This window comes from Microbacterium sp. W4I20 (assembly GCF_030816505.1).
In the GTDB taxonomy this organism is placed as follows: Bacteria; Actinomycetota; Actinomycetes; order Actinomycetales; family Microbacteriaceae; genus Microbacterium.
In genome coordinates this window covers 3501861-3528285 of sequence record NZ_JAUSYB010000001.1, presented here as the reverse complement: position 1 = coordinate 3528285, position 26425 = coordinate 3501861, and the positions used below count along the sequence as shown (strand labels likewise).

Below are 26425 nucleotides of genomic sequence, written 5' to 3'. Positions count from 1 at the left end.
GTTCGCATCGTCGGCCCGGATCGGCGACGATGGACACCATGCTCTGGCCCTTCGGAACGACGTGGCGCCCGGTGCGGCAGAAGAAGCGCGACACCGTGGATCTGCGGTGGCTCAGCGCCCGGTCGTGGACCCAGCGCTGGTACCCGCAGGGCATCGACCTGGGCGTCTGGCACGGGCGGCGCACACTGGCCGTGAGCTGGTTCCGGCAGGATCGGGCCGGGCAGCACCTCGCATCGCGGGTCGCGTTCGTCGACCTGGAGCGCTCTCGGCACCTCGACATCCTGCTCGCGGTCGACGACGGAGACGGCGAGCTCGTCCCGGCGAGGATCCACGCTGGCGGCCTCGCCTGGTTCGACGATCGACTGTTCGTGGCCGCGACCGGCCGCGGCATCTGGGAGTTCGATCTCTCGAAAATCCGACGGGTGCGCGGCCCTCTCGCCCGCCGCCTCGCCGGGGCGCGGAGCCGTGGGTGGCGGGCGACCGCCCTGGTTGCCGTGCGTACCCGCGTGCACCCGGTCGACCTCCGATGCTCCTACCTCGGGCGGGTGTTCGACGACGACGGCACACCGCTGCGGCGGGTGCTCATCGGCGAGTACCGCACCGACGAGTCGGGCCGGATCGGCGAGTTCTCGATCCCCGACGAGCCCGACGCGCGCTTCGTGGAGCACGACCGCATCTCGCCCGGCATCCGTTCGATGCAGGGCGCCGTGCGCTGGGGCGACCGCTACTTCGTCTCGCAGTCGGATCGGCTGCGTCCCGGCATCCTCTGTCGGGGTGGACGTGCAGCACTCGAACGCGATCCGGTGTCGCTGCCCGTCGGCTGCGAGGACCTCGCCCTCGACCTCGATGCCGAACTGCTCTGGTCACTCGGCGAGCATCCGTGGCGACGTGTGGTGCGCGGCATCCCGTTCGCCCGCCTGCAGCTGACGCGCTGACCGACGGCGGGCTCATAGGGCGGCGAACGTAGACTGGTGGAGTGAAGAAGTCCGCGCCTTTCCTCGTCTACACCGTGCTCCGGCTGCTGGCGTTCCTCGTCCCGCTCGCGATCCTCTGGTTCTTCTTCCCGATCTTCCGCGAGTTCTGGTGGCTCGCCGCGATCTTCGCCGCTCTCATCGGCGTCAGCATCTCGCTGCTGTTCCTGCGCGCCCCGCTGACCGACGCCTCGGCACGCCTGCACGAACGCCGCGAGAGCCGCGTGTCGGGCGGAGAAGCGGATGCCGAGGCCGAGGACGACGCGATCGACGGCACCGACCGCCCCCTCGGCTCCTGAGCCGCTCACCCGGGTCCCTGAGCTCGACGAAGGGTCAGCCGGCGAACGCCCAGAACAGCGCGCCCGCGTAGAGCAGCGCCGTCAGCGAGGTGAGCGCGAGCGCGATGACCAGCTCGCGCGCCTGGCGGTAAGTCCACACGATCAGGATCGCCGGGAGGCCCGCGAGCAGCGCCAACAGGGCGATCCACGCGATCGGGTAGAGCAGCGCGAGGAAGCCCGCGATGCCGAACGGCGCGAGCACGAACAGGGTGAACAGCACTTTGGTCGCACGGCGGCCGATCAGCACCGTCAGTGTGCGCTTGCCGACCTCGCGGTCCTGATCGATGTCGCGGAGGTTGTTGGCGAGCAGCACGGCACAGGCGAACAGACCCGCCGCGATCGCACCGAGCCACGCCTGCTGGGGCAGCTGGAAGGCCTGTACCCACGTGGTGCCGAGGGTGGCGACGAGTCCGAAGAACACGAACACGAAGACCTCGCCGAGGCCGAAGTACCCGTACGGCCGCTTGCCGCCCGTGTAGAACCAGGCCGCCACGATGCACGCGGCGCCGACGCCGAGCATCCACCACTGACCGGTGCGCACCACGATCGCGATGCCGACGGCTGCGGCGAGCGCGAAGAAGACGAGTCCGATGATGAGCACGGTGCGCGGCTTCACCCGTCCGGACGCGGTGAGCCGTGCGGGGCCGACCCGGTGCGCGTCGGTTCCGCGGATGCCGTCGCTGTAGTCGTTCGTGAAATTCACGCCGATCTGCAGGAAGATCGCGACCGCCAGGCAGGCCAGCGCGATGACCCAGTGGAACTCGGGGCCGGTGCTGCGGGCGGCGCCCGTGCCGATGACCACGGGTGCGATCGCCAGCGGAAGCGTGCGCAGACGCGCCGCACCGATCCAGTCGGAGGCGGTGACCGGGCCGGCTTCGACGACCGCGCGCTTCGCCGGGTCGCCGACGCGCTTCGCCGGGTTGCCGCTCACGCGCGCCGGGGTGCGCTTCGTGCTCGTGCTCGTGCTCTTCTTCTTGCGCTGGGAGGATGCCACGCAGGAATCCTACTGGCAGCGCCGATGCGCGCCCTTCCTCGGTCTCAGCGGAGCGTCACGGGTTCGGGTTGCTGTCCTTGCCGTCGAGCCAGAGCGTGTCGGATGCGTCGCTGTGCGCGCCGCCCGTGCCGACGTGCTTACCGCTGATCTTCGGACCCTTGAGGATCACGTGCACCATCGCCTGCGCGTGGCCGTGCCCGAGGCTGTACTCCTGCTTGAGCCAGTTGAGGACGACCGTCGACTTCGTGGTCTCGTCGAAGCCCTGCTCCTTCGCCAATGCGATGAACTGCCGCGGGGTGAGGCCGGTCTGGGTCTCGACCTTGTCGAGGTATGCCTGGAAGGACATGGATGCTCCTGGTGGGACGGATGTGTGATCGACCTGAGACTACTCCGAGGCGAGCGGGATGATGGGGCGGTGTTCGTAGTACGTCTGCAGCACGACCGTGGTGCGGGTGCTGACGTTCGCCGCGGTGCGCACGTCGCGCACGAGCTCCTCCAGGGCGCGCGGCGAGGCGACCCGCACGAACAGCATGTAGCTCGCGTCGCCGGCGATCGAGTGGCACGCCTCGATCGCGTCGAGGTGCTCGAGGAGCTCGGGCGCATTGTCGGGCTGAGCCGGGTCGAGGGGCGTGATCTCGATGAAGGCCGACAGGGGCGTTCCGACGAGCTCGGGATCGAGGATCGCCCGGTACCCGGAGATCACCCCGCGGGTCTCCAGGCGGCGGAGCCGCGACTGGACGGCCGAGACGGAGAGTCCGACGGCCTCGGACAGCTGGGAGAGGGTCGCGCGGCCGTCGCGAGCGATCTCGGCGACGATCGCCCGGTCGACAGAGTCATCCATGGATGTAAGATTATCGTCAGTAATCCGTTATGACCGGAAAGTTTCCGGCATGCCGCGCGATCGGAGGTCTCGATGTCCATCATTTCCGCCAACAGCTCTGCTGCACAGGCCATCGTCGGCGAACCCGAGGTCGTGGAAGACACTTCGACAGGCTCAGTGCAGGCGCAGTCTGCAGAGAAGTCCGCAGCCTGGGCTCAGCTCAAGGACGCCGCGATCGCGATCCGCGAACTCCAGATCAAGGACGGTTCGATCCCGGATGCCGCGCACCACGCGGTCGCCCGTGAGCTGGTCGCCGCCATCACCGGCGGCATCCGCGCCCTGGCACCGGCCTTCCCGCACGACGCCGACTACCTCGCCGCGTCGATCGTCGACTTCGACCGCTGGGCGTCGGAGGACTTCGGCGTGCCCGACTTCCTCGACTCGCTCCTGGCGTTCCAGCCGCAGCAGCACCGCGTCGACGGCATCCGTCATCTCGTCGTCTTCCCGATGTACACGCAGAACGGATCGAGCGACCGCCTCGTCGAGGCGCTGATCGTCGAGACCATCTGGCCGGAGTTCATCGCAGCCCTCGAAGCCGGCGACTACGGCAACAAGCTGTTCGTCTCGCTGCGCCTGGTCGACTTCACCCCCGGCTACGACACGAACTCGGCCGTGCTGTTCCCGGAGACCGTTGCGATGCGCGAGATCCCCTCGTTCACCTGGGGTGCGATCTTCCAGGACCGCGAGGCCGCCCGCTACCGCCGCGTCACGCGCGCAGCATCCGCCATCACCAAGCTCGACCTGCCCGAGCGCGCTGCGGCGATGCTCGACGACCAGGCGCTGACCGAGCGCGCGTTCGTGATGTGGGACATCATCCACGACCGCACGCACATGCGCGGCGACCTGCCGTTCGACCCGTTCATGATCAAGCAGCGCATGCCGTTCTTTCTCTACTCGCTCGAGGAGTTGCGCTGCGACCTGACCGCTTTCCGCGAATCGGTGAAGATCGAGCGCGCTCTGGCGGCCCGCCCCGCCGACGAGCTCACCGAGATCGAGCGGGAGACGCTCGACCAGGCCGGCCTCGTACAGTACGCCGTGATCTTCGATCGGATCTTCCGCTTCGCGATCACGGGTTCGCGCGTGCGCAACTACGACGGCCTCGGCGGTCAGCTGCTGTTCGCCTGGCTGCACCAGCGCGGCGTGCTGCACTGGACCGACACGGCCCTCGCGTTCGACTGGGAGGGCGTGCCGGATGCCGTCGTGGCACTCGGCGACGCGATCGACGAGCTGTACTGGCGCTCGATCGACCGGCCGAAGATCGCGCACTGGCTCGCGGCGTACGACCTGGTCCGCGGCGTGGTCACCCCGCACCCGGCGTCGAACTGGGCGCGCGGCCTGTCGGACGAGATCCTCTCCGGCGCCCCGAAGGGGTACACCGACGCGGTGCTGGACGACGAGTTCCCGCTGTCGATGTTCTTCGAGGCGCTCGACAAGAAGATGAAGCCCGTGATCGAGTCGACCGTCGGCATCCGCGGAACCGACGACTGAGATGACTCCCCGTTTCATGAGTGGGCAGCGCACGATCGTGCTCGCGGGCGCGACCAGCGAGAGCGGGTTGGTCGTCGCGCGGGCGCTCGTCGCCGCGGGTGCGCGCGTGGTCGTCACCGGACGATCGGCGGAGCGCCTGAAGCCGTTGGCGGATGCCGGTGCCCAGGTCGAGGTCGCGGATGCCACTTCCCTCTCCTCGATGACGGAGCTCGCGGCCCGACTCGGCGCCGTGGATGCCGTCGTCCCCCTGGTCGGTGGCTGGCGCGGCGGCGGCGGGCTCGCCGGGCAGTCCGATGACGACTTCCACGCACTGCTGCCCGCGCTCGAAGCGGTGCGCGCGACGAGCCGCGCCTTCGACGACGCGCTGCGAGCGGCGGGTGCCGGACGGTTCGCGATCGTCTCGTCGACGGCGGTGGCGCGGCCGCTCGCCGGCGGCGCGAACTACGCCGCCGTGAAGGCCGCGAGCGAGGCCTGGACCCGGGCGGTCGCGCACGGCTTCACGAAGGCCGCGCGCGATACCGGCGAGCCGCTGCGCGCGGCATCCGTGATCTTCCGGGCGAAGGCACTCGACCCGTCGACGCTCGCTCCGGCGATCCTCGCACTCTGGGACGCGGATGCCGCCGAGCTCAACGACCGGACCATCGACCTCGCCTGAGTCTGGCTGAGGTCGGCGTCAGCTGGTGCGGTTCTCGCGGCTTGCGGGCGATGCCTCGGCCTCTGCGTGCTCCGGCACCGCCGGTGCTTCCGGGTCGGGCATCGGGCCGTCCTGAGCCTGCTCCCCTGCCTGTTCCGGCGCAGAATCCGGCGCCTTCGCGTAGAGGTCGGTGAGCTGCCGGTACGAACGGGTGAAGAACGCCAGCGTCGCTGCGACCACCATGATGAGTCCGGCGAACAGGCAGATCAGGGCGATGCCGCGGGCTTCGCCTTCGCCGAGCAACCAGCTCCACTGACGCTGACCCGCGTCGGTCCTCATGTACGGGATGATCAGGAACTCGGCGATCGGCGCGATGAGGAACGCCGTGACCGGAGCCGCTGCAGCCTCCATCGCCGCCGCCACGCCGAACACGCGCCCCTGTCGTTCGAACGGGACGACCTTCTGGATCACCGTCTGCTCGGCCGCCTCGACCGGCGGCACCAGCGCCATGTAGATCCACATGCCCACGACGTAGAGCGGCCACCACTCGCGCAGCATGAAGACCGAACCCAGCAGGCCCATCGCGATCACGACCAGCAGCATCGTGCGCATGGGCTTCGGTCCCAGCCCGAACTTCGCGACCAGGCCACCGCCGATCAGGAACCCCGTCGAGGCGAACGCGAGCGCGAAGCCCCACATCTGCGCATCGAACAGCGTGAGTCCGTAGGGATCCATCAGCGCCATGTAGACGCCACCGATGAGGTTGTTGAACGTGGAGAAGATGATCAGTGCGAACAGTCCCGGCGCGAGCCGGATCGCCCGCACGCTGCCGCGGAAGTCGAGGGCGCTCTTCGCGTCGGGCTCAGCCTCGGGCTCGTTCTCGGGGATGCGCACGAACAGCAGGTGCGCGAACGTCACCGCCATCGCGGCGATCGCGATCGCCAGCGTCCATCCCATGCCGAGGAACCCGATCGACAGCCCCGAGAACACGCTCGTCACGAGGAACGCGATGCCCTGCACCGTGCCGACGAGCCCGTTGGCGTTGGCGCGCTTGTCTTCCGGCACGAGGAGCGTGACGGTGGTCGACAGTGCGATGTTGCGCAGCTGCTCGATCACTCCGCCGAACAGGATGATCGCCGAGAACACCCAGAACCACGGCCCGCCCAGGTCGAGCAGCGGCGCCTCGCCCTGCCAGACGTAGAGCAACCCGGCGATCAGGAAGGCCACGGCGGAGATGACGCTCGACAGCAGCATGACCCGATGCTTGCGATGCCGGTCGACGATGGTGCCGAAGATCATCGCGAAGAAGGCGATGAACAGCAAGTAGGCGCCGCCGATGATGCCGGTCGCGAGCACCGACTGGGTCTCGATGTACACCCAGAACGTGAGGGCGAACCAGAGGAAGCTCGTCGTGACGTTCGCGATGAGGGTGTTGACGAGGACGTTGACGAACGCCCGTCTGGCACGCGGATCTCCGGGGAGTGCGGAGGTCGCGTCTTCGCGGATCGTGCCCGCGGAATCGCCGGTGTCGGTCACGATTCCGAGCGTAGCCAGTCCCTCCGACATTGGACATAGGCTTGTGCAGTGAGCATCCAGCATGACCCCGCGATCCGGGGCTTCGCCAGTGACAACTATTCCGGCATCCACCCCGAGGTCCTCGCGGCCATCGCCCAGGCGAACGACGGGCATCAGGGCGCGTACGGGAGCGACGCGTACACCGCCCGCCTGCAGGAGGTCGTACAGGCCCACTTCGGCGACCAGGCCGAGGCTTTCCCGGTGTTCAACGGCACCGGCGCCAATGTCACCGGCCTGCAGTCGATGCTGCCCCGCTGGGGCGCCGTGATCGCGGCGTCGACCGCGCACATCAACGTCGACGAGGGCGGCGCCCCCGAGAAGATCGGCGGGTTCAAGCTGCTCACCGTTCCCGCCGACGACGGCAAGCTCACCCCCGAGCTCATCGACCGCGAGGCCTGGGGCTGGGGCGACGAGCACCGCGCCCAGCCGCTCGTGGTCTCGATCACCCAGTCGACCGAGCTCGGCACGCTCTACACGGCCGACGAGATCCGCACGATCGCCGAGCACGCGCACGAGCGCGGCATGAAGCTGCACCTCGACGGGGCGCGTCTGTCGAACGCGGCCGCCGCACTCGACCTGCCGCTGCGCGCCTTCACGGTCGACGCCGGCGTCGACGTGCTCAGCTTCGGCGGCACCAAGAACGGTGCGATGCTCGGCGAGGCCGTCGTCGTGCTGAACCCCGCGGCATCCGACGGGCTGGTGTATTCGCGCAAGTTCAACATGCAGCTCTCGTCGAAGATGCGCTTCGTCTCGGCTCAGCTGATCGCGCTGCTGGAGGGCGACCTGTGGTTGCGCAACGCGCGGCACGCGAACGCGATGGCGGCGCGGCTGCGGGGCGAGATCGAGGACGCGATCGCGGCGGGCACGGTCACCGGCGTCGCCTTCACCCAGCCGACCCAGTCCAACGGCGTCTTCGCCACGCTGCCGGACGGCGTCGCGGACGCCCTGCGTGAATCGTTCCGTTTCTACGACTGGGATGCCGCGCGCAACGAGGTGCGCTGGATGTGCAGCTTCGACACGCACGAGTCCGACGTCGACGCGTTCGTCGCCGAGCTCTCGCGCCTCACCCGCGCCTGAGCGGCGCCGGCGCCACGCCCGGGGTCAGCGCTTCGCCTTGCGGTAGCCGGCCTTGACGGCCGCACCCTCGCTCGAGAAGCATTCCTCGGGCTTCGTCGCCTTATACGATCGGCCCCCTGGCACGTGGTAGATCATCGAGCTGGCGTTGCCCTTGATCGGTGCCCACGACGGGCAGTTCCACGTCGAAGTAGGCTTCGTCCTGCTCGGGTAGCTCACGACCCCGGTCTTGCCCGAGGTGCGCGCCGCGGTGATGTACCCGCTCTTGCTCCCGGTGACCTTCACGGTGATGCGCGCCTTCACCATGCCCGCGGTGAGGACCAGCGACGATCCGGTCGCGCGGCTGATCGCCTTGCCGTTCGCGTACCACTGGTACTTCAGCGTGGTGCCGGCGGTCCACGTCCCCGGCCTGGCCGTGAGGCGGGACCCGACGAGGGTCGAGCCGGCGATGGACGGGACGGGAGCACTCAGGATGCCCTTGACGGCGGCCGTGGCCTTGGAGCGCTTGGATGCCGTCGCGTACCCCGCCTTCGTGCCCTTCACGACGACGGTGATGGTCTTCCGTGTCGCCGAGGTGGGGATCTTGAACGCCGCACCGGTGGCCTTGGCGACGGCGACGCCGTCGATGTACCACTGGTAGCTCAGGCGCGTCCCGGCGGTCCACGTGCCCGTCTTCACCTTGAGCGTCTGCCCCACCGTCGTGGTGCCGGTGATCGCGGGAACCGGGGCGGCGAGCGGGCGCAGCAAGGCCGCGGTCGCCGCGGAGGTCTGTGTCTTCGGGGCGTAGGCCGTCTTCTTCCCCGTCACACGGACGGTGATCTTCTTGCCTGCCACGGTGGCCGGAAGCAGGAGGGACGACTTCGTCGCCTTCGCGATGGCGGAGCCGTTGGCGTACCACTGGTAGGTCAGCGTGGCACCGCTCGTCCACACCCCCGGCGCGGCCTTCAGCGTCTGCCCGACCGTCGTGGTGCCGGTGATCGTGGGCACCGACGTGTCCAGGATCCGCAGCGCATCGAGCACGACCGAGACGTCCGTGGCGGTGCCTGTCGTGAGAGTGGCGGTCGTGCCCTTGGCGAAGGTCGGTGCGTCGTTCCACCACTCGGATGCGGCGCCGGGAGCGACCGACACGAAGTCGACACGGTAGTCGCCCTCCGGGATGCCGCCGACCGCGAAAGTTCCGGCATCCGACACGAAGCCGGCTGCGGTGGCGATCTCGCCCGTGCCTTCGACGGGGTAGAGAGCGACGGCGATCTTCTGCCCGGCGATCACGACCTTGGCGGGCACCGTGACGGTGCCGGTGGCGAGGGCGGAGCGCTGCAGCTGCACGTCGTACACGAGCCCCTCTGCAGTGAGGGATGTGGTCTCGGCCGTGCTGAGGTCGACCCCGAGCCGGCCCCACTGATCGAACACGGACCGCCCCTCCGAGACCACGGCGAGCACGACGTCGCCGACAGGGGCATCCAAGTCGTACGTCCCGTCCGCGGACACGGCGGCGGCAGCGAGCGGAGAGGAGACGTCCGTCGCCGGTGCGTACGCGACGACGAAGCTGCGACCCTGTCCGAGTTCGAGGGCACCGTCTGCCGTGATCACGCCCGACACCCGTGCGACCTCACCCTCCGGCGTCTGCCCGGCGATCTCCGCTGCGGCGGCGACGGCGATCGGGAGTCGGTCGGCGAAACCCGCGAAACCCGGATCGACCGAGATCGCCGTGGGGGTGGAGGTCACGGCGACGGCGGGCGTCGCCACGGCGACGAGCATCGATGCGAACAGCGCGGCTGCGATGGCAGCGGCGGCACTCCGCGCGGAACGGCTGAGGGCGGGGAACACCATGGCGGCATCCTCTCGGGCAGGACGCGGCTTGGCGACCGCGCAGAACAGGGTTATCTGAGCAGATCACCTGTGACATGAATACACGACAAACAGGCTCGAGCGCCATATGGCGGCGCTCGATGTTCCGTGTCGTGCGCGGAAAGATCTAGCGGAGCAGTCCGAGGTTGGCGAGGGCGAGGCGGATGAGCGTGCCGCGGCCGCCCTCCATCTCGGCGGCGACGGCGTCGGATGCCGCCGCCTCGGGCGAGAACCAGGTCACCTCGAGCGCATCCTGGCGCGGCTCGCAGGTGCCGGTGACCGGCACCACGAAGGCCAGCGACACGGCGTGCTGCCGGTCGTCGTGGTAGGCGCTGACGCCCGGCATCGGGAAGTACTCGGCCACCGTGAAAGGCAGCGGCTGCGGCGGCAGCAGCGGGAACGCCATCGGCCCGAGGTCGTTCTCGACGTGGCGGAAGAGGGCGTCGCGGATGGTCTCGCCGAAGCGGATGCGTCCGGAGACGATGGTGCGGGTCATCTCGCCCATGGGGGTGGAGCGGAGCAGGATGCCGATCTCGGTCACCTGACCGGACCCGTCGGTGCGCACCGGGATCGCCTCGACGTAGATCATCGGCAGGTGCCGACGTGCCTCTTCGAGCTCGACGTCGCTCAACCAGCCGGGGTTGGCACCCGGGGCAGACGGATTCGCGTCGCGGAAGGCCCCGAGACCGTCGTCTTCGGGTTCCGGGTCGGGATCAGGGGTGCGGACGGACATGTGTCCTTTCTACCAGCAGGGCCTGAGGACCGACATGCTTCTCCCCCGCGCCCGCCGCCTGCGAGGGCGGTTGCCTGCGTGTCGGCATCCGCTGGCAGGATTGACGGTGTGAGCGAGAACCTGACGATCGACGACACCGCGACGCGCTGGTCGTCGGCAGACAGAGGACGGATGCCGCTGCTCGTGCTGCTGCACGGCTACGGCGCCGACGAGCACGACCTGTTCGGGCTGGTCCCGTATCTCCCCGAGGGCATCGCCGTCGCCTCCGTCGCGGCTCCCCTCGCCCCGCCGTGGCCGATGCCGGGCCGCTCCTGGTATCCGATCGAGGGCCTCGACGGACGTAGCCCCGTCGCGGTGACGGCCGCGGCCGAGGCCTTCCTGCGCTGGCTCGACGCCGCCGCGGGAGAGGCGCCGTCGGTCGCTCTGCTCGGCTTCTCCCAGGGCGCGGCCGTCGCCCTGCAGGCGATGCGCCTCGCTCCCGAGCGTTTCGGCGCCGTCGCAGCGCTGAGCGGGTACGCGGCACCGGGCGATCTGCCGGAAGACGAGGCGCTGACGACGCTGCGCCCTCCGGTGTTCTGGGGGCGCGGCACGCATGACGACGTCATCCCACCCACTCTCATCGATCACACCGCGCAGTGGCTGCCCACGCACTCCGAGCTGTCCGGCCGGGTCTACACGGGCCTGACCCACAGCATCTCCGAAGAGGAGCTCGCCGATGTGCGACTGTTCCTCACCAAGTGGCTCGACGGGATCACGCCGAGCTGAGCCGCGACACGCCCGGGGTTGCGTCCTGCCGACACGCCCGGGTATCGTCTCCCTGTCCTGTCCGCCGTGTCTGGAAGTCCTTTGATCTGATCCGTCGCCTCCGCGCTCCTCTTTCCGCGCGCTGACCCGACGACCCTTCGACAGGCTCAGGGACCCATCCCCATCTGGGAACCGTCCCGCTTGATCAGGACCGCTCCTCCGCTCCGACCCCTCGTGGCTCGTGACCGAGGTGCCGGTGTCAGTGCACCCTCGCACTCGACAGGAGACACCCATGTCACAACCCACCCTTCACGCGTCGGTCACTCTCGATCGACTCACCTTCACCTGGCCCGACGGCTCCACAGCCCTGGACGGGCTCTCGGGGGCCTTCGGCTCCGGACGCACCGGCCTCGTCGGCCGCAACGGCGCCGGGAAGTCGACCCTGCTGCGCCTGATGGCCGGCGAGCTCGAACCGACGTCGGGATTCGTCGCGGCATCCGGCGAGGTCGCGTACCTTCCGCAACAGCTGACGCTCGACGTCGATCGCCGCGTCGCCGAGCTCCTCGGCGTGTCCGAGACGCTCGACGCCGTGCGGGCGATCGCGGCGGGCGACGTCGACCCCGCGCACTTCGACACGGTCGGCGACGACTGGGACATCGAGGCGCGCGCCGAGGCATCCCTCGCCGAAGCCGGCCTCTCGGCGGACTTCCTCGACCGCCGCGTCGGGGAGCTGTCGGGCGGCGAGGCGGTGCTGGTGGCCATCGCCGGCATCCGCCTGCGTCGTGCGCCGATCACGCTGCTCGATGAACCGACGAACAACCTCGATCGCGACGCCAGAGCGAAGCTGCAGGCGATGGTGCAGGCCTGGAAGGGCACGCTCATCGTCGTGAGCCACGACCTGTCGCTGCTCGAGCTGATGGACGACACCGCCGAGCTCTACGCCCAGACCCTGAGCGTGTTCGGAGGCCCGTACTCCGCATGGCGCGCCTGGCTGGACGCCGAGCAGGATGCCGCGAAGCAGGCCGAGGTCACGGCCGCGCAGGTGCTCCGCAAGGAGAAGCGCCAGCGCATCGAGGCCGAGGTGAAGCTCTCGCACCGCGCGCGTACGGCCAAGAAGGCCGAGCTCGAGAAGCGCGTGCCGAAGATCGTCGCGCACGGGCGCAAGATGGCGGCCGAGGTGTCGGCCGGGAAGCTCCGCACCGAGGTCGGGGCGAAGGAGGAGGCGGCGCGGGCGACGCTCGACGCGGCCGGGCACCGCGTGCGCTCGGATGCGTCGATGAAGATCGAGCTGCCCGATCCGCAGGTGTCGCGGTCCCGCCGGATCGCGACCCTGGCCGACCACGAGCGCGCCTGGGTCATCCAGGGGCCCGAGCGGGTCGCGCTGATCGGGCGCAACGGCGCCGGAAAGACGACCCTGCTGGAGCGCCTGGTCGCCGACTCAGCGCGCGTGGCCGTGCGCAACTCCTCCAGAACGGCGGATCCGGAGCCGGGCGCCCGCACCGATACGCGGAACTCCCTCGAATCCGGCGAGGAATGGAGGAGTTGTGCACCGCACCTGGTCGCGACGGCCTCCACGGATCAGATCGGATACCTGCCGCAGCGGGTCGACGGCCTGGACGAGGCCCGTTCGGTGTTCGAGAACATCGCGCAGGCGGCGCCGCAGGTGCCCGAGAAGGAGCTGCGCAACCGGCTCGCCCGGTTCCTGATCCGCGGGGCCACCGCCGACCGCCCGGTCGCGGCTCTCTCCGGCGGTGAGCGCTTCCGCGTCGCCCTGGCGAAGCTGCTGCTCTCGGATCCGCCGCCGCACCTCGTGGTGCTGGATGAGCCGACGAACAATCTCGACCTCGACACGGTCGACCAGCTCGTCGAGGCACTCCGTGCGTACCGCGGAGCCGTGCTGGTGGTGAGCCACGACGACGCGTTCCTCGCGCGCCTCGACCTCGATCTCACTCTCGAGATCGAGGCCGACGGCACGCTGCGGGAGGTCTAGCCGAGAAGTCCCTCCCACCAACCGGTGGCGCCGACCTCGACCGGGCGCAGTCCACCGTCCGGCTCGAGCACCAGCAGCTCGTTCGGGTACCAGCTCTCGGGGTCGGCGGCAATCACCGCCGTCGTCCCCGCGGGGCCGGTGATCGCCCGCATCGCGTCGCCCTGGATCTCGACCGTGTCGACGAGCTGCCCCGTGGCGATGTCGACGCTGCTGAGCAGCGTCCGCTCGGCGTTCACCGACTCCCGATGCTGCACCAGCACGTACCCGGTCTCGAAGGCGGCGGGCTCCGGCACCGTCTCCCCGGTCAGCTGACTCGCCGCTTCGAGCAGAGCCTCGATGTCGTCACTGTCGATGTCGCGGAAGTCGCCCTCCACGAACTGGCCGGTGTCGAGCAGGATCCCGGGCTGCGGTGCGAGTCCGGAGACGGGGATGATCTCCGCGTCCACGAACTCGGTGCGGCGGGTCAGGAGCCCGTCGGCGGAGGTGATCACGAGGGCATCGCGTCCGACCGCCTCGTCGACCTGCTCGATCTCGAAGGTCGTGCCGTCCGGCGTCGCGGCGGCATCCGCCAGCCGGGTCAGCGCTGACGTGTCGAGCAGAGGTGAAGCGCTCAGGGTGCCCCGCCATCGGGCCGTCACCGTCGTGTCCGCGGGTTGCGCCTCCGCGCTGCCGACCGGGATCTGCACCAGTGATCCGCTGGCCTCGAGGGCGACGACCACGTTCATCTCGCGGTCGTATCCGTAAGCGGATGCCGAGAGCACGGCATCCGCCCCGAGTCCGGGGATTTCCGCCCCTGCGGCCTCGATCGCACCGGTCCTCGCGTTCAGGATCACGAGGCCCTCATCCGTGCCGACGTAGACCCGCGCCGAATCAGCAGCGAGCGCGACCGCAGCGCTCGAGAGCTGGTCGTTCAGACGCTCATCCCAGAGCGTCTTCCCATCGGAGAGCCGGATCGCCGCCGCCCGATTCTGGAACATCGGCTCGAACGGGCCGGGTCGCGACGAGTCGGAGTAGATCATGATGGCGATCTCCTGCTCGTCGATGCTCACGACCGCAGACCCGGGTTGGATCTCGATGTCGCGCGATGACGGAGCCAGCACCGCTGATAGGAGGTAGATGGTGGCGCCGATGACCGCCGGCGCCAGGAGGAAGCCGAGGAAGCGCAGCCGCAGACGGCGCCGCAGGGTGCGCGGATCTCTCGGGCCCGAAGTCGGCAGCGATGTCGCCTGCAGGGGAAGAACCGTCGTGCCGTTCAGCACGTATCCTCGCGATTCGTTCGTGTTCATGTCGTCAGGATGCCGAGCCGCGCGACTCTCCCGATCACGGTTTCCCTCCCCGCGCTCGCGAGGTCGGTGCGCCTCTATAGGCTGGCGGTCATGAGCGCGCCTGCCAGGCTCACCCCCGCGAGTCTCGACGCCGCTGCGGCGGTGCTGTATCCGCGTGCGCAGGTGATCGCGCAGGCATGGCAGGAGCTCGGCGACGAGGTCGCCCCGTTCAGCAACGGCTCCGGCCGCCCGCTCGCGCGCACCATGAAGCTGATCCTCGATCCGCTGGTGATCCGCCCCGTGCAGAACCCCGGTCTGGCCGGCGGTTCCCTGACCGCGGCGGCGGCCGACGAACTGCGCGAGCGCATCCGGGCGGCAGGCGGCGAGTTGGCCGCGGCATCCGCCTGGTTCCTGGAGTTGAAGGCCGCCCGGCGGCGGCTGGGGATCACCGACGGCAACCCGCAGGAGAAGTACTTCCAGCGGTGCTACGAGCTCGCCCGCACGGCGGGAGCGCCGACTGCGGATGCGGATGCGGTCGCGGTGGAGGTCGTGTCCGAGATCGCGCAGGTCTCCGGCGACTCCCTGCTGTCCCAGGTGCGTCACCTGCTGGGCGATGAGACGGAGGTTTCGCGTCTCGAGGCTGAGCTCGCCGCCGCGTGGGAGAAGCGGGCGGACATGCCGCGAGGAGAAGATCAGGATGCCGTCCTCGCCGCACTCGATGCCAGCCCGCGCGGGGCCGCTGGGGCGCTGTTCGCCGCGCTGGTCGGATCGGATGCCGGGAGCTCGGCAGCCGCGTCTCTGGCCGCGGACGGTGCGGCGAGCGCGCTGGGCCTGACCGTGCACGCCCTTCCGCCGCGGCCGGTGGTGGGAGGCTCGGCATCCAAGCGCGATCTGCCGCTCCCCTTCGACCGTTCGATCTTCGAGCGCCTGTTCGCCGCGCTCGCCGGCGGTGCCGCCCCCGAACTGGCAATCGATGCGCGGGGACTCGTCGAGGAGGAGATCCTGCGCGCGGCACGCCCCTGGGAGCTCGGCGAGGAGACGAGTCGTGTGGTGATGGTGCTCGGCACGGCAGCGAGCCGCGCGCTCGACGTCGGCGACGTCCCGGAGGCGACCGTGGCTCATCGACAGCTCGCCGCCCGCTGGCGACGCGAGGCGTACGTGCGACGGGTGCTGCGCCTTCCGGCCGGACTCAGCGGGGTGCCGGCATCCGTCGTCGATGACGTCCGCACGGTGCGCCGCGGTTACCTGCGCCGTCTGTGGGTGCGGGTTCACGGGCGAGAGCTCCGCGAGCAGGGCGTCGAGTCGGGCGACCTCTGGGATCTGCTCGACGGCGTGCTCCGCTCGGTCGTGATGGATCAGCGGCAGCGACTCAAGAACGCGATGGGCCGAGCCGCCTCGGGCGACGTCGGGTCGGAGGCCGCATGAGCGTGCTGGTCCGGGTGCGGGACGGCGTCGCGCACGTCTCACCCGGTCGCCTCGAGGCGACGGACCCTCCATTCCTCACGGCCGTCGTCGAAGCGGCGGGCGGTCTGCTGCTCACTGATGCCACCGTCGATGCCACCGTCGAGGCCGACGTGCGGGAGATCAGGGTGCCCGACGCGGTGATCGATGACGTCGACGCCGCCGGTGCCTGGCTGGCCGACCTCTACGGCCCGGAAGTCGCGGACGCCGTGCGCCAGGGCGCCGAGACCTCTCCCGAGTGGACGGGACCGGGAGATGCCGGCATCGCCGACGCCGTCCACCGACTCGGACAGCTGACCTGGGCCCGCGCCTGGTGGCCGGCCGGCGCCCGCATCCCGGCAGTCGATCCCTCCCTCCTCGCCGCGGAGATAGCGGTCACGAGCGACCTCCTGTCGCACTTGCTCGATGACGACGAAGCGGTCGAGCGTGCGCTGCGGGATGCGGCGGATATCCGTTCGGCGCTCGCTGCACTGCCTTCCGCCCTCGCAGCGGAGGGCGCGCAGCTGGCCGCCGCGCTCCACGACCTCGCCGACGATCTCGGCGTCGAGCTGCTGCCCGCGCGAGAGAACCGCGAGGACTGGGCGCTCGCCGCCGGCGGAACGGGACCGGTCGCCGATCGCCCGGGGATCGAGGTCGCCTCCGGCACGGCCCCGGTGCGCTGGGCCGACGTCCCGGCGCAGACCGTCGATGCCGAGGGCCTCGCACGCTGGTCTCTGCGGCAGAGTGACGGCAGCCTGATGCTGCAGATCGAGGTCCCGGCCGTGGATGCGGACTTCGCGGCCCGAGCGTTGCGGGCCCGGTTCGGTCCGGCCGACTCGGATATCGATGTGGCCCTGGAACGGCAGGGCGGCCGATTCCGGGGCGAGACCGCCGTCGCGGCATCCGTCGCCTTCCTGCCCGCGGGCGAGCGGATGCTGTGGGTCCGCGATCCGGCACTCGCGTCATCCCCCGGCGAACCGGACTCAGGGTCCGATCGCGAGCGTGTGCTGCGTCACGCCTCCGCACGGTGGGGGGCGCCGGGTGCGTCCTTCGCCGAACGCGTCGCCGGGGCGGTGCGATGAGCGATCCGGAGGGCCGGCCGCCGAGCGCGGTACGCGGGCGCCTCCCGGCCACCGCCCGGTGGAAGCGCGGCCGCGACCTCAACAACGAGGGCGCGATCATGCTGCACGCGGGTCGCGTCGCCGAGGGGGCGGTGAAGCTGCGGGAAGCGGTCGCGCTGACGCGCGTGCCCGACGTCGACGGCGAAGGGCTCGACCTGCGCGCCAGGGCCCTCCTCAACCTGGCGTCCGCCCACGAGTTCGGCGGAGAGCTCGCCGAAGCCCTCCGTCTCACCGAAGACGGGCTCGCCGCGGCATCCGAGGCGATCGTTCTGATCGGAGATGAGCGGGCGACGCGCACCGTGCAGATCAACGGGATGCTGTCGCGGGCGCAGACGCTCACCCTGATGGACCGGCTGGATGACGCGTTCGCCGGCATCGACGACGCTGAGGTGCTGCTCGACGACGACATCGATCAGCGCGAGATGCTCGCCTTCGCCGTGCACAACGCGCGCACCGCGGCGCTGATACTGACCGGCAGGTTGCAGGAGGCCGAGGATGAGGCGAAACGCGGTCTCGCGATCGCCCTGACCGTCGGTACGGAACTGTCCGGTCATGCCTACGCGAACCTCGGCGTGATCGCGCAGCGCACCGGTGACGACACCGCAGCGCAGGAGTATCTGCAGCTCGCCCAGCAGGCGCAGGAGCTCGCCGGCGATGCGACCAGTCGGCAGATCGCCATCGAGAACCTGGCACGGGCGGCGATGAAAGAGGGCCGGCACAGCGAGGCCGAGGCAGGGTTCCGGAGGGCCGCAGAGCTGGCCGAGCAGATCGGGTTGACGACGCGCCTCGCCGCCAGCCGAACGGGCCTGGCCGCGGTGCTGCTGGAATCCGGACGCGCCGGCGCCGCCGCGAAGAGCCTGCGCACGCTCCTGGCGGGACTCGATCCGGATGCCGCCGTGCACGAGCGGCTCGAGGCCCAGGCGTTCCTGGGCGATGCCGAGTCGGCGCGGCATCGGTACCCCGCCGCCGACGAGGCCTACCGTGCCGCCCTCGACCTCACGCGCTCCCCGAGCGAGCGCGCGCGGGTGAACCTCCGCCGCGCCGAGATGCACGCCGAGTGGGCGGCGATGTCGTTCACGCCACGATCGCGGATGCAGCGGCTCGAGCGGGCGCGCGATCTCGCGATCCCGGTACTCCTGGTGACGGAGGCACTGCGAGACGGGTTCGCACCCGGCGTCACCCGGGAGCGATGGAGCGTGCAGGTCGCCGCTCCCGCGCGCGAACTGGCATTCCGGTTGGTGCGCACGCTCGGCGACGCCGCCCTGCTTCTCGAGCTGATCGAGAACGCGGCAGCATCCGTCACCCTGCACGCCCTCGCAGAACCCGACGGCGGGGTGCTGCTGCCGTTCGAGCTCCCGCCGCTCCCGGACGCGGCGTCGGGCGCTCCGGTCGACGCCGATGAGCTTCCAGCCGCAGCGGCCGGTCTGGTCGGCGGAGGCTCTGCGACGGCATCCGTCCGCTTCGCGGCACCGCCGCGCGTAATCGCGATGCCCGGAGGCTCCCCGGTGCTCGACCGCTGGATCGACGCGGCCGAGGCCGAATACGGCGTGCCGGTGCGCTCCGGCGAGGCGGTGGCCGCGTGGTGAGCACCTGGCGCGACCTTCCGCTGCTCGGCGCACCGCTGCCACTCGCGAGGATCGACGCCGACGCGATGCTCGTCGATCTCCCCGCTGGCGCCACCCCGACCGCACGACTTCGCTATGTCGACGCCGATGATCTGCTCGTGAGCTGGGTGTGGGATCACCAGCGCTCGTCGCCGCGGATGAGCGTGGTCCCCCGGTCTCGAGTCGCCCCGGTGCTGGACCAGCTGGCGCGCGCCCTCCCGTCGCCGCTCCCCGGAGAGAGCGGGCTGCAGGCGCTGCAGCGCGCGCTCACGAACGGCGTCCTGCTCGACGTCGAACGCGAGCAGGAGCTCGCGGCACTCCTGACCCCCGCACTGGTGCCGCAGCAGCTCGCGGCCGAACTGAACGCGTTCGCGCAGGCCGGCGCACGGCCGCACCTGCGGGTGCAGCTGTCGCCGTCGACGGCACAGGTCCCGTGGGAGCTGATGGGCACGGAGGGCGACGAGCGCGCTCTCGACCTGGTCGACGTCTCCGTGCTGCTCCCTGCGACGCTGCGCAACGCTCCGGCGCGGGCGGTGTCGCCGTGGTCGCCGGGCGCGCCGATCGCTGCGGTCCTCGATCCGGTCGTGCCCGGGTTCTCGGCGACAGGAGAGCTGGGAAGCGTCCTGGGTCCGGTCGACGCCGGGTCACCGCTGGCCGCGATGGTCGAGGGCTGGGGTGCACGGCGACGCCCGGCCGACCCGGGTTCCCCCGCGGAGGCGTTCCGGCGGACGGATGCCGCGCGGCTCGCCCTCGCGGAGGCCGTCACGGATGCGGGTCGCCTCGTCTACGTGGGTCACGTGACGTCGTCGACGCACGCCCTCGATGCCCGCATGCATCTCTCGGACGGGCCGGATGCTCCGGGGACGACGCCGGCCATCGGCTCGCACCGGCCGTATTCCGCGGCCGAGATCGCGCTCGGCGGAGAAGGACTGGCGCCGCTTCGCGCCCCGAACCGCGTGGCGCTGATCGCCTGCGACTCGGGCACCGACCTGCGCTTCGCCGAGCCGATGGGACTCGTGGCGGCGTTCGTGCACCGCGGCGCCGAGTACGTGACGGCGACGCGCTGGACCCTCCCCACCGAGGCGGGTCTCCGTCGGCTCGTGCCGGCGCTCGGCGACCGCGCCGAGGGGATGCTGACCGAGGCGATCATCGCCGTGGATGCCGCGCACGACACGGCCGATCCGGTTGCCGCGCTCGGAGCCTGGCAGCGGGGGCAGCGAGGCGCCTGGACCGAGACCGGCGACCCGCGCCACTCCCCGATCATCTGGGGGGCCTTCGCGACCGCCTGGGCTCCCGCACCCGTCGTGACCGGCTGACCGCCTCCCACGTCAAGGGCGACCCCGATGTCGGTGGTGTCGGAGATGATGGACGGATGGGGGATGTGCTCGAGCGTTTCACCCCGGCCACGCAGGACTGGTTCCGGGGCGCGTTCCCCGCGCCCACCCCCGCGCAGACCGGCGCGTGGGATGCGATCTCGGCCGGCAAGCACGCGCTCGTCGTCGCACCGACCGGGTCGGGCAAGACGCTGTCGGCTTTCCTCTGGGCGATCGACAGCGTGTTCCGCGAGCGGATCGCCAGCGCCGATGAGAAGCCGAAGAAAGATGCGGCGCGCACCCGCATCCTCTACATCTCGCCCTTGAAGGCGCTCGGCGTCGACGTCGAACGCAACCTCCGCTCCCCTCTGATCGGCATCGGCCAGTCCGCCCGGCGCCTCGGGCTCCCGGCCCCCTCCGTGACGGTCGGCGTGCGCTCCGGCGACACCACCTCGAGCGATCGACGCAAGCTCGTCTCCGACCCTCCCGACATCCTCATCACGACGCCGGAGTCGCTGTACCTGATGCTCACGAGCCGCGCCGGCGAGACGCTGCGCGACGTGCACACCGTGATCATCGACGAGGTGCACGCGGTCGCGGCGACCAAGCGCGGCGCGCACCTCGCCCTCAGTCTCGAGAGACTCGACGCCCTGCGCGCCTCGCACGGCAACGAGACCGCCGCGCAGCGCATCGGCCTGTCCGCGACCGTCCGCCCGATCGACGAGGTCGCGCGTTTCCTGGGCGGGTCGGCGCCGGTCGAGATCGTCGCGCGCCCCCGGCATCGAAGACGTTCGAACTCGGCGTGGTCGTGCCGATGGACGACATGACCAATCCGCCGCCGCCTCCTGGCGCTCCCGCCGGCTCCGGCGACGACGCCGAATACCCTTCGACAAGCTCAGGGCAAGCACAAGTCACCGGCTCCGTCTGGCCGCATGTCGAAGAAGCCATCGTCGACCGCATCCTGCAGAACAACTCGACGATCGTCTTCTCCAACTCGCGACGCCTGGCGGAGCGACTGACCGGACGCCTGAACGAGATCTACTCCGAGCGCATCGGCGTCGAGCTCCCCGCCACGGTCGGGCCGCCCGCCGCGATGATGGCGCAGGCCGGCGCGACCGCAGGGGCCGATCCGGTCCTCGCCAAGGCTCATCACGGCTCCGTGTCGAAGGAGCAGCGGGCCCAGGTCGAGGAAGAACTGAAGTCCGGCGTACTGCGCTGCGTCGTCGCGACGAGCAGCCTCGAGCTCGGCATCGACATGGGCGCCGTCGACCTCGTCATCCAGGTCGAGGCGCCGCCGTCCGCGGCATCCGGTCTACAGCGCGTCGGCCGTGCCGGCCACCAGGTCGGCGAGATCAGCCGCGCCGCCCTCTTCCCCAAACATCGCGGCGACGTGCTGCACACCGCGATCGTGACCGAACGGATGCTGGCGGGCAAGATCGAGGCGATCCAGGTGCCGCGCAATCCGCTCGACATCCTCGCGCAGCAGACCGTCGCTGCGAGCGCCCTCGGCGCCATCAGCGTGGAGGAGTGGTTCGAGACCGTGCGTCGCTCGGCGCCGTTCCAGTCGCTCCCTCGCTCGGCCTACGAGGCGACGCTCGACCTGCTCGCCGGGCGCTTCCCGTCCGACGAGTTCGCCGAGCTCCGGCCCCGACTCGTGTGGGACCGCGATGCCGGCACCCTGACCGGACGCCCGGGTGCGCAGCGCATCGCCGTGACGAGCGGCGGCACGATCCCCGACCGCGGACTGTTCGGCGTCTTCGTCGCCGGCGAGGGCGCCGGTCGCCGGGTCGGGGAGCTCGACGAGGAGATGGTCTACGAGTCGCGGGTGGGTGACGTCTTCACGCTCGGCACCACCAGCTGGCGCATCGCCGAGATCACCCACGACCGCGTCAACGTGATCCCCGCCTATGGACAGCCCGGCAAGGTGCCGTTCTGGCACGGCGACGGCATCGGACGCCCGTTCGAGCTCGGCGAAGCGCTCGGCGCCTTCTCCCGCGAGGTCGCCGCCGCGACGCCCGAGAAGGCCGCGCAGCGCCTCATCGAAGCCGGCCTCGACGAGCAGGCGCGCATGAACCTGATGGCGCACCTCACCGAGCAGCGAGAGGCGACCGGCACGCTCCCGACCGACCGCACGCTGACGGTCGAACGCGGCCGCGACGAGGTCGGCGACTGGCGGGTGATCCTGCATTCCCCGTACGGCATGAAGGTGCACGCGCCGTGGGCGCTGGCGATCAACGCCCGCATGCGGGAGCGCCTGGGCATCGAGGGATCGGCGGTCGCCAGCGACGACGGAATCATCGTGCGCATCCCGGACGCCGAGGCCGAGCCGCCCGGCGCCGAACTCTTCGTGTTCGACCCCGAAGAGCTCGAGATCCTCGTGACGCAGGAGGTCGGCGGCTCGGCGCTGTTCGCCTCCCGATTCCGCGAGTGCGCCGCCCGGTCGCTGCTCATGCCGCGCACCAACCCCAACCGGCGCACGCCGCTGTGGCAGCAGCGTCAGCGCTCCGCCCAGCTGCTCGAGGTCGCACGCCGGCATCCGACCTTCCCGGTGATCCTGGAGACGCTCCGCGAGGTGCTGCAGGACGTCTACGACCTTCCGTCGCTGCGGAAGCTCGCGACCTCGATCGCCGACCGCCGCATCCGCCTCGTCGAGACGCAGCCCGGACAACCCTCGCCCTACGCACGCGATCTGCTCTTCGGGTACGTCGGCGCGTTCATGTACGAGGGCGACTCCCCCCTCGCCGAGCGGCGGGCCGCCGCGCTCTCGGTCGACCCTGCGCTGCTCGGCGAACTACTCGGCACGGTCGAGCTGCGCGAGCTCCTCGACCCCGAGGTCATCGCGCAGTTCGAGCGGGAGGCGCAGCGGCTCGACCCCGAACGGCGGGCTCGCGGGATCGAAGGCGTCGCGGATCTGCTGCGGGTGCTCGGCCCGCTCGACGCCGCCGAGGTCGCCGCACGTCTCGATCCCGAGACCGTCGGCGAGGGCTCGGCCGCCACCCTGCTCGACGACCTCGTCACGGCCCGGCGCGCCATCCCGGTGACCATCGGCGGCATCGGCCGCGTCGCGGCGATCGAAGACGCCGGTCGTCTGCGCGACGCACTCGGCGCAGCCCTCCCCACCGGCATCCCGGTCGCCTTCCTCGAGCCGTTCGCCGATCCGCTCGGCGATCTCGTGGCGCGGCATGCGCGCACGCACGGGCCCTTCACGACCGATGCCGTCGCCACTCGCTTCGGCATCGGCGCGGCCGTCGCGCGGCACACCCTCCAGCGCCTCGAGAACGCGGGAAGGCTCACCAGCGGGTACTTCCTGCCGGACCCTTCGTCGGGCTCAGGGACCGGTGCAGGGTCCGACCCTTCGTCAGGCTCAGGGACCGGCATCGAGTGGTGCGACACCGAGGTGCTGCGGCGCCTGCGCATGCGATCGCTGGCGGCGATCCGCGGGTCGGTCGAGCCGGTCTCCCCCGAGGCCTACGCCCGGTTCCTGCCCGACTGGCAGCACCTCGGCCGACCGCTGGAGGGCCTGGACGGCGTCCTGACCGTGATCGAGCAGTTCGCCGGAGTGCCGATCCCGGCGAGCGCCTGGGAGTCACTGGTGCTCCCCTCCCGAGTGCGCGACTACTCCCCCACCATGCTCGACGAGCTCACCACCTCGGGCGAAGTGATCTGGTCGGGCCACGGCACGCTTCCCGGTCGCGACGGCTGGGTGTCGTTGCATCCCGCCGACCTGGCCCCCTTCACCCTCCCCGAACCCGACGCCGAGATCGCCGCCGACTCGCTCGAGGCCCGAGTGCTCACCGCGCTACAGGCCGGCGGCGCCTACTTCGCGAGTCAGTTGAAGGAGATGGCCTCCGCCGAGAACGAGCAGTCCGTGCTCGAAGCGCTCTGGTCTCTGACCTGGTCGGGGCACGTCACCAACGACACGTTCGCGCCGATCCGCTCACTGCTGGCCGGCGGTTCCCAGGCGCACAAGGTCACGCGCCGCGCACCCCGCGCCCGCACCTACCGCGGGATGTCGCTCACCCGCAACGCCCCGCGTCCGACCTCGATCGGCGGACGCTGGTCGCTGCTCCCGACGATCGAGACGGATGCCGCGCGCCGCGCGACCGTCACCGCAGGGCTCCTGCTCGACCGCTACGGGGTCGTCACCCGCGGTGCCGTGCAGTCCGAGGGCGTCCCCGGCGGATTCGCCCAGGCGTACCGGGTGCTCGCCGGCTTCGAGGAGGCCGGCCACTGCCGTCGCGGCTATGTGATCGAGAAGCTCGGCGCCGCACAGTTCGCGGCATCCGCCACCGTCGACCGGCTCCGCACGTACGCCGGACTCGCCGACCCGCCGCCGAAGAACGCCGTCACATTGGCGGCGACCGACCCGGCCAATCCGTACGGCGCTGCCCTCGGCTGGCCGAAGCGCAACGACGTGTCACACCGACCGGGGCGCAAGGCCGGCGGCCTCGTGGTCATCGTCGACGGAGCGCTCGTGCTCTACCTCGAACGCGGTGGTCGCACCGTCCTCTCGTTCAGCGACGACGTCGACGTGCTGCAGGCGGCGGCATCCGACCTCGCCACCACCGCACGCGCCCGTCGCCTCGACACGCTCACCGTCGAGAAGATCGACGGTGAGGCCGTCTACGGCACCGACCTCGCACGGGCGCTGCAGGAGGCGGGGTTCGTGGCCACTCCCCGCGGCTTCACCCTGCGCAAGGCCGTGTGACGAGCACCTACGCTGAGAGCCATGATCCGAGAGTTCAGTGCCGGCATCCGGACCCTGCTGCGGGGCTTCCGCCTCTGGCGTACCCGCCCGGGGCTCATGAACCTGGGCCTCATCCCGGCCATCATCACGATCGTCGTGCTGGGGGCACTGCTGCTGCCGCTGCTGCTCAACATGAACGGAATCACCGCCTGGGCGACGCCCTTCGCCGAGGAATGGCCCGCTCCCTGGCAGGGACTCGTGCGGGGCGCCATCGGCTTCGTGATCGCGGTCGCCGCGATCGCGCTCTCCAGTGCCATGTTCACCGCGCTGACGCTGACCATCGGCGACCCGTTCTACCAACGCATCTGGCATGCCGTCGAGGTCGACCTGGGCGACGCGCCCCCGGCCGACGGCGGCAGCTTCTGGACGACCGTGGGCGAGGGTCTGCGACTGGTGATCCTCGGCATCCTGATCGCCATCGTCGTCCTGCTGATCGGTCTCATCCCGGCGATCGGCGGGATCCTCGGCCCCATGGCGGGCGTCGTGCTCACCGGACGGCTCCTGGCCCGCGAACTCACCGGACGAGCCTTCGACGCCCGTGACCTCAGCCCCGCCGACCGCGCCGCGCTCTTCTCCGGCAGCCGCGCCCGCGTGCTCGGATTCGGAGTGGCGACGCAGCTGTGCTTTCTCATCCCGGGCGGGGCGGTCGTCGTGATGCCGGTCGCCGTCGCCGGCAGCACCATGCTCGCCCGCGACATGCTCGCCCGCACCACGCTGCCGTCCGGACCGTCGACAGGCTCAGGGACCCAGGTCCCGAGCTCCGGCCCGTCGGCAGGCTCGGGGACCCATTCCCTGCCGACGAGTCCGGGGGCCGTCTGATGCCCGAGGGCGATACCGTCTTCCGAACGGCGCGGCGTCTCGACGACGCGCTGGCCGGTGGGGAGGTGACCCGCTTCGACCTCCGCGTGCCCCGCTTCGCGACGCTCGATCTGACCGGCCAGACCGTGCACGGCGCGGCGTCGCGCGGCAAGCACCTGCTGCTCCGCATCGGCGACAGCACCCTGCATTCCCATCTGCGCATGGACGGCGCCTGGTTCGTCTACCGACCGGGTGAGAAGTGGCGGCATCCGGCGTTCAAGGTCCGTGCGATCGTGGGCACAGCCGAGCGCGAGGCCGTCGGCGTCGACATCGCCGAGATCGAGGTCGTGCCCACTCGCGACGAGGACGAACTCGTCGGCTATCTGGGACCGGATCCGCTCGCCGAGGACTGGGACATCGCCGAGGCGATCCGGCGGCTCGGTGCCGATACACGCAGCATCCACGTCGCCCTGCTCGACCAGCGCAACGTCGCCGGCTTCGGCAACGAGTACGCCGCAGAACTCCTGTTCCTGCGCGGAATCCTGCCGACCACACCCACGCCCGAGGTCGACGTCGCCGCCCTTCTCGAGCTCGGCGTCCGCACGATCCGCGCCAACCGGGACCGTTCCGGCCGCACCTTCACCGGCATCAATCGGCCGGGTCAGGCCGCCTGGGTCTACGGCCGCTCCGGGCGCCCCTGCCGACGCTGCGGCACGAGGATCCTGCAGGGCGAACTCGGCGCCGATCCGACCCGTGAGCGCATCACCTTCTGGTGCCCGTTCTGCCAGCGCTGACTTGCCGTTCCTGAGCCCGATGAAGGACATCCATCCGCGGGAATGAATCCGCCCCTCCCATGGTTGTTGATATA

Annotated in this window: 20 protein-coding genes and 1 pseudogene; 14 read left to right on the top strand and 7 right to left on the bottom strand. The window is 70.7% G+C overall.

Going from position 1 to position 26425, the window contains the following annotated elements:
- Positions 1-29 precede the first annotated feature (29 nt).
- Positions 30-935 carry a hypothetical protein gene (locus tag QFZ21_RS17060; RefSeq protein WP_307379971.1) on the top strand — a complete coding sequence of 302 codons (906 nt, stop codon included), beginning with the start codon at positions 30-32 and terminating at the stop codon, positions 933-935.
- A gap of 41 nt (positions 936-976) precedes the next feature.
- The gene (locus QFZ21_RS17055) at positions 977-1270 is read left to right on the top strand and encodes a DUF4229 domain-containing protein (protein WP_307379968.1); all 294 of its coding nucleotides are present in this window, start codon (positions 977-979) and stop codon (positions 1268-1270) included.
- Positions 1271-1304: 34 nt separating this feature from the next.
- Here QFZ21_RS17055 and QFZ21_RS17050 read toward each other — a convergent pair whose 3' ends face one another.
- From QFZ21_RS17050 to QFZ21_RS17040, 3 genes are read right to left on the bottom strand one after another with little or no spacing between them, the layout of a single operon-like run.
- The gene (locus QFZ21_RS17050; protein ID WP_307379967.1) at positions 1305-2303 is read right to left on the bottom strand and encodes a 1,4-dihydroxy-2-naphthoate polyprenyltransferase; all 999 of its coding nucleotides are present in this window, start codon (positions 2301-2303) and stop codon (positions 1305-1307) included.
- Between the two features lie 55 nt (positions 2304-2358).
- Positions 2359-2649, bottom strand: a complete 291-nt coding sequence (locus QFZ21_RS17045; RefSeq protein WP_307379965.1) for a DUF4287 domain-containing protein — start codon at positions 2647-2649, stop codon at positions 2359-2361.
- A 39-nt stretch (positions 2650-2688) separates the two neighbouring features.
- Positions 2689-3144: an Lrp/AsnC family transcriptional regulator gene (locus tag QFZ21_RS17040; RefSeq protein ID WP_307379962.1), complete on the bottom strand. Its 456-nt coding sequence runs from the start codon at positions 3142-3144 to the stop codon at positions 2689-2691.
- Between the two features lie 72 nt (positions 3145-3216).
- Between QFZ21_RS17040 and QFZ21_RS17035 the strand changes: the two genes are divergently transcribed.
- Positions 3217-4671 (top strand): DUF6421 family protein, encoded by a 1455-nt coding sequence (locus tag QFZ21_RS17035; protein WP_307379961.1) that lies wholly within the window; start codon positions 3217-3219, stop codon positions 4669-4671.
- 16 nt (positions 4672-4687) lie between these two features.
- The gene (locus tag QFZ21_RS17030; RefSeq protein ID WP_307379959.1) at positions 4688-5326 is read left to right on the top strand and encodes an SDR family oxidoreductase; all 639 of its coding nucleotides are present in this window, start codon (positions 4688-4690) and stop codon (positions 5324-5326) included.
- An 18-nt stretch (positions 5327-5344) separates the two neighbouring features.
- On the opposite strand, the gene QFZ21_RS17025 is transcribed toward QFZ21_RS17030, so the two are convergent.
- Positions 5345-6811 carry an MFS transporter gene (locus tag QFZ21_RS17025; protein ID WP_373426051.1) on the bottom strand — a complete coding sequence of 489 codons (1467 nt, stop codon included), beginning with the start codon at positions 6809-6811 and terminating at the stop codon, positions 5345-5347.
- Between the two features lie 78 nt (positions 6812-6889).
- Between QFZ21_RS17025 and QFZ21_RS17020 the strand changes: the two genes are divergently transcribed.
- Positions 6890-7957 carry a low specificity L-threonine aldolase gene (locus tag QFZ21_RS17020; protein WP_307379957.1) on the top strand — a complete coding sequence of 356 codons (1068 nt, stop codon included), beginning with the start codon at positions 6890-6892 and terminating at the stop codon, positions 7955-7957.
- A gap of 24 nt (positions 7958-7981) precedes the next feature.
- Here the strand turns inward: QFZ21_RS17020 and QFZ21_RS17015 are convergent, their stop codons facing one another.
- Positions 7982-9784, bottom strand: coding sequence for a hypothetical protein (locus tag QFZ21_RS17015; RefSeq protein WP_307379954.1), 1803 nt, complete (start codon positions 9782-9784; stop codon positions 7982-7984).
- 145 nt (positions 9785-9929) lie between these two features.
- Positions 9930-10535 carry a DUF4916 domain-containing protein gene (locus QFZ21_RS17010; RefSeq protein WP_307379951.1) on the bottom strand — a complete coding sequence of 202 codons (606 nt, stop codon included), beginning with the start codon at positions 10533-10535 and terminating at the stop codon, positions 9930-9932.
- 108 nt (positions 10536-10643) lie between these two features.
- On the opposite strand from QFZ21_RS17010, the gene QFZ21_RS17005 reads away from it, so the two are divergent.
- Both QFZ21_RS17005 and QFZ21_RS17000 read left to right on the top strand, forming a co-directional pair.
- Positions 10644-11300, top strand: coding sequence for an alpha/beta hydrolase (locus QFZ21_RS17005; protein WP_307379947.1), 657 nt, complete (start codon positions 10644-10646; stop codon positions 11298-11300).
- Positions 11301-11571: 271 nt separating this feature from the next.
- Positions 11572-13269 carry an ABC-F family ATP-binding cassette domain-containing protein gene (locus QFZ21_RS17000; RefSeq protein ID WP_307379946.1) on the top strand — a complete coding sequence of 566 codons (1698 nt, stop codon included), beginning with the start codon at positions 11572-11574 and terminating at the stop codon, positions 13267-13269.
- On the opposite strand, the gene QFZ21_RS16995 is transcribed toward QFZ21_RS17000, so the two are convergent.
- Positions 13266-14555: a PA2928 family protein gene (locus tag QFZ21_RS16995; protein ID WP_307379943.1), complete on the bottom strand. Its 1290-nt coding sequence runs from the start codon at positions 14553-14555 to the stop codon at positions 13266-13268. The genes QFZ21_RS17000 and QFZ21_RS16995 overlap by 4 nt on opposite strands.
- A gap of 90 nt (positions 14556-14645) precedes the next feature.
- Between QFZ21_RS16995 and QFZ21_RS16990 the strand changes: the two genes are divergently transcribed.
- The 7 genes and pseudogenes from QFZ21_RS16990 to QFZ21_RS16960 all read left to right on the top strand — a co-directional run bounded on the left by QFZ21_RS16990 (position 14646) and on the right by QFZ21_RS16960 (position 26351).
- Positions 14646-15959, top strand: coding sequence for a hypothetical protein (locus tag QFZ21_RS16990; RefSeq protein WP_307379940.1), 1314 nt, complete (start codon positions 14646-14648; stop codon positions 15957-15959).
- On the top strand, positions 15956-17056 hold the full coding sequence (locus QFZ21_RS16985) for a hypothetical protein (RefSeq protein ID WP_307379938.1): 1101 nt from the start codon (positions 15956-15958) through the stop codon (positions 17054-17056). Before QFZ21_RS16990 ends, QFZ21_RS16985 begins: the two co-directional genes overlap by 4 nt.
- Positions 17053-18681, top strand: a complete 1629-nt coding sequence (locus QFZ21_RS16980; protein WP_307379936.1) for a tetratricopeptide repeat protein — start codon at positions 17053-17055, stop codon at positions 18679-18681. The genes QFZ21_RS16985 and QFZ21_RS16980 overlap by 4 nt, the downstream gene beginning before the upstream one ends.
- Entirely contained in the window at positions 18678-20015 is a 1338-nt protein-coding gene (locus tag QFZ21_RS16975; protein ID WP_307379934.1) for a CHAT domain-containing protein, read from the top strand. Before QFZ21_RS16980 ends, QFZ21_RS16975 begins: the two co-directional genes overlap by 4 nt.
- Positions 20016-20071: 56 nt before the next feature.
- Positions 20072-24720, top strand: a pseudogene (locus QFZ21_RS16970) (ATP-dependent helicase).
- Positions 24721-24741: 21 nt separating this feature from the next.
- Positions 24742-25578, top strand: coding sequence for an EI24 domain-containing protein (locus tag QFZ21_RS16965; RefSeq protein WP_307379932.1), 837 nt, complete (start codon positions 24742-24744; stop codon positions 25576-25578).
- Positions 25578-26351 carry a DNA-formamidopyrimidine glycosylase family protein gene (locus QFZ21_RS16960; protein WP_307379930.1) on the top strand — a complete coding sequence of 258 codons (774 nt, stop codon included), beginning with the start codon at positions 25578-25580 and terminating at the stop codon, positions 26349-26351. Before QFZ21_RS16965 ends, QFZ21_RS16960 begins: the two co-directional genes overlap by 1 nt.
- Positions 26352-26425: the final 74 nt, after the last annotated feature.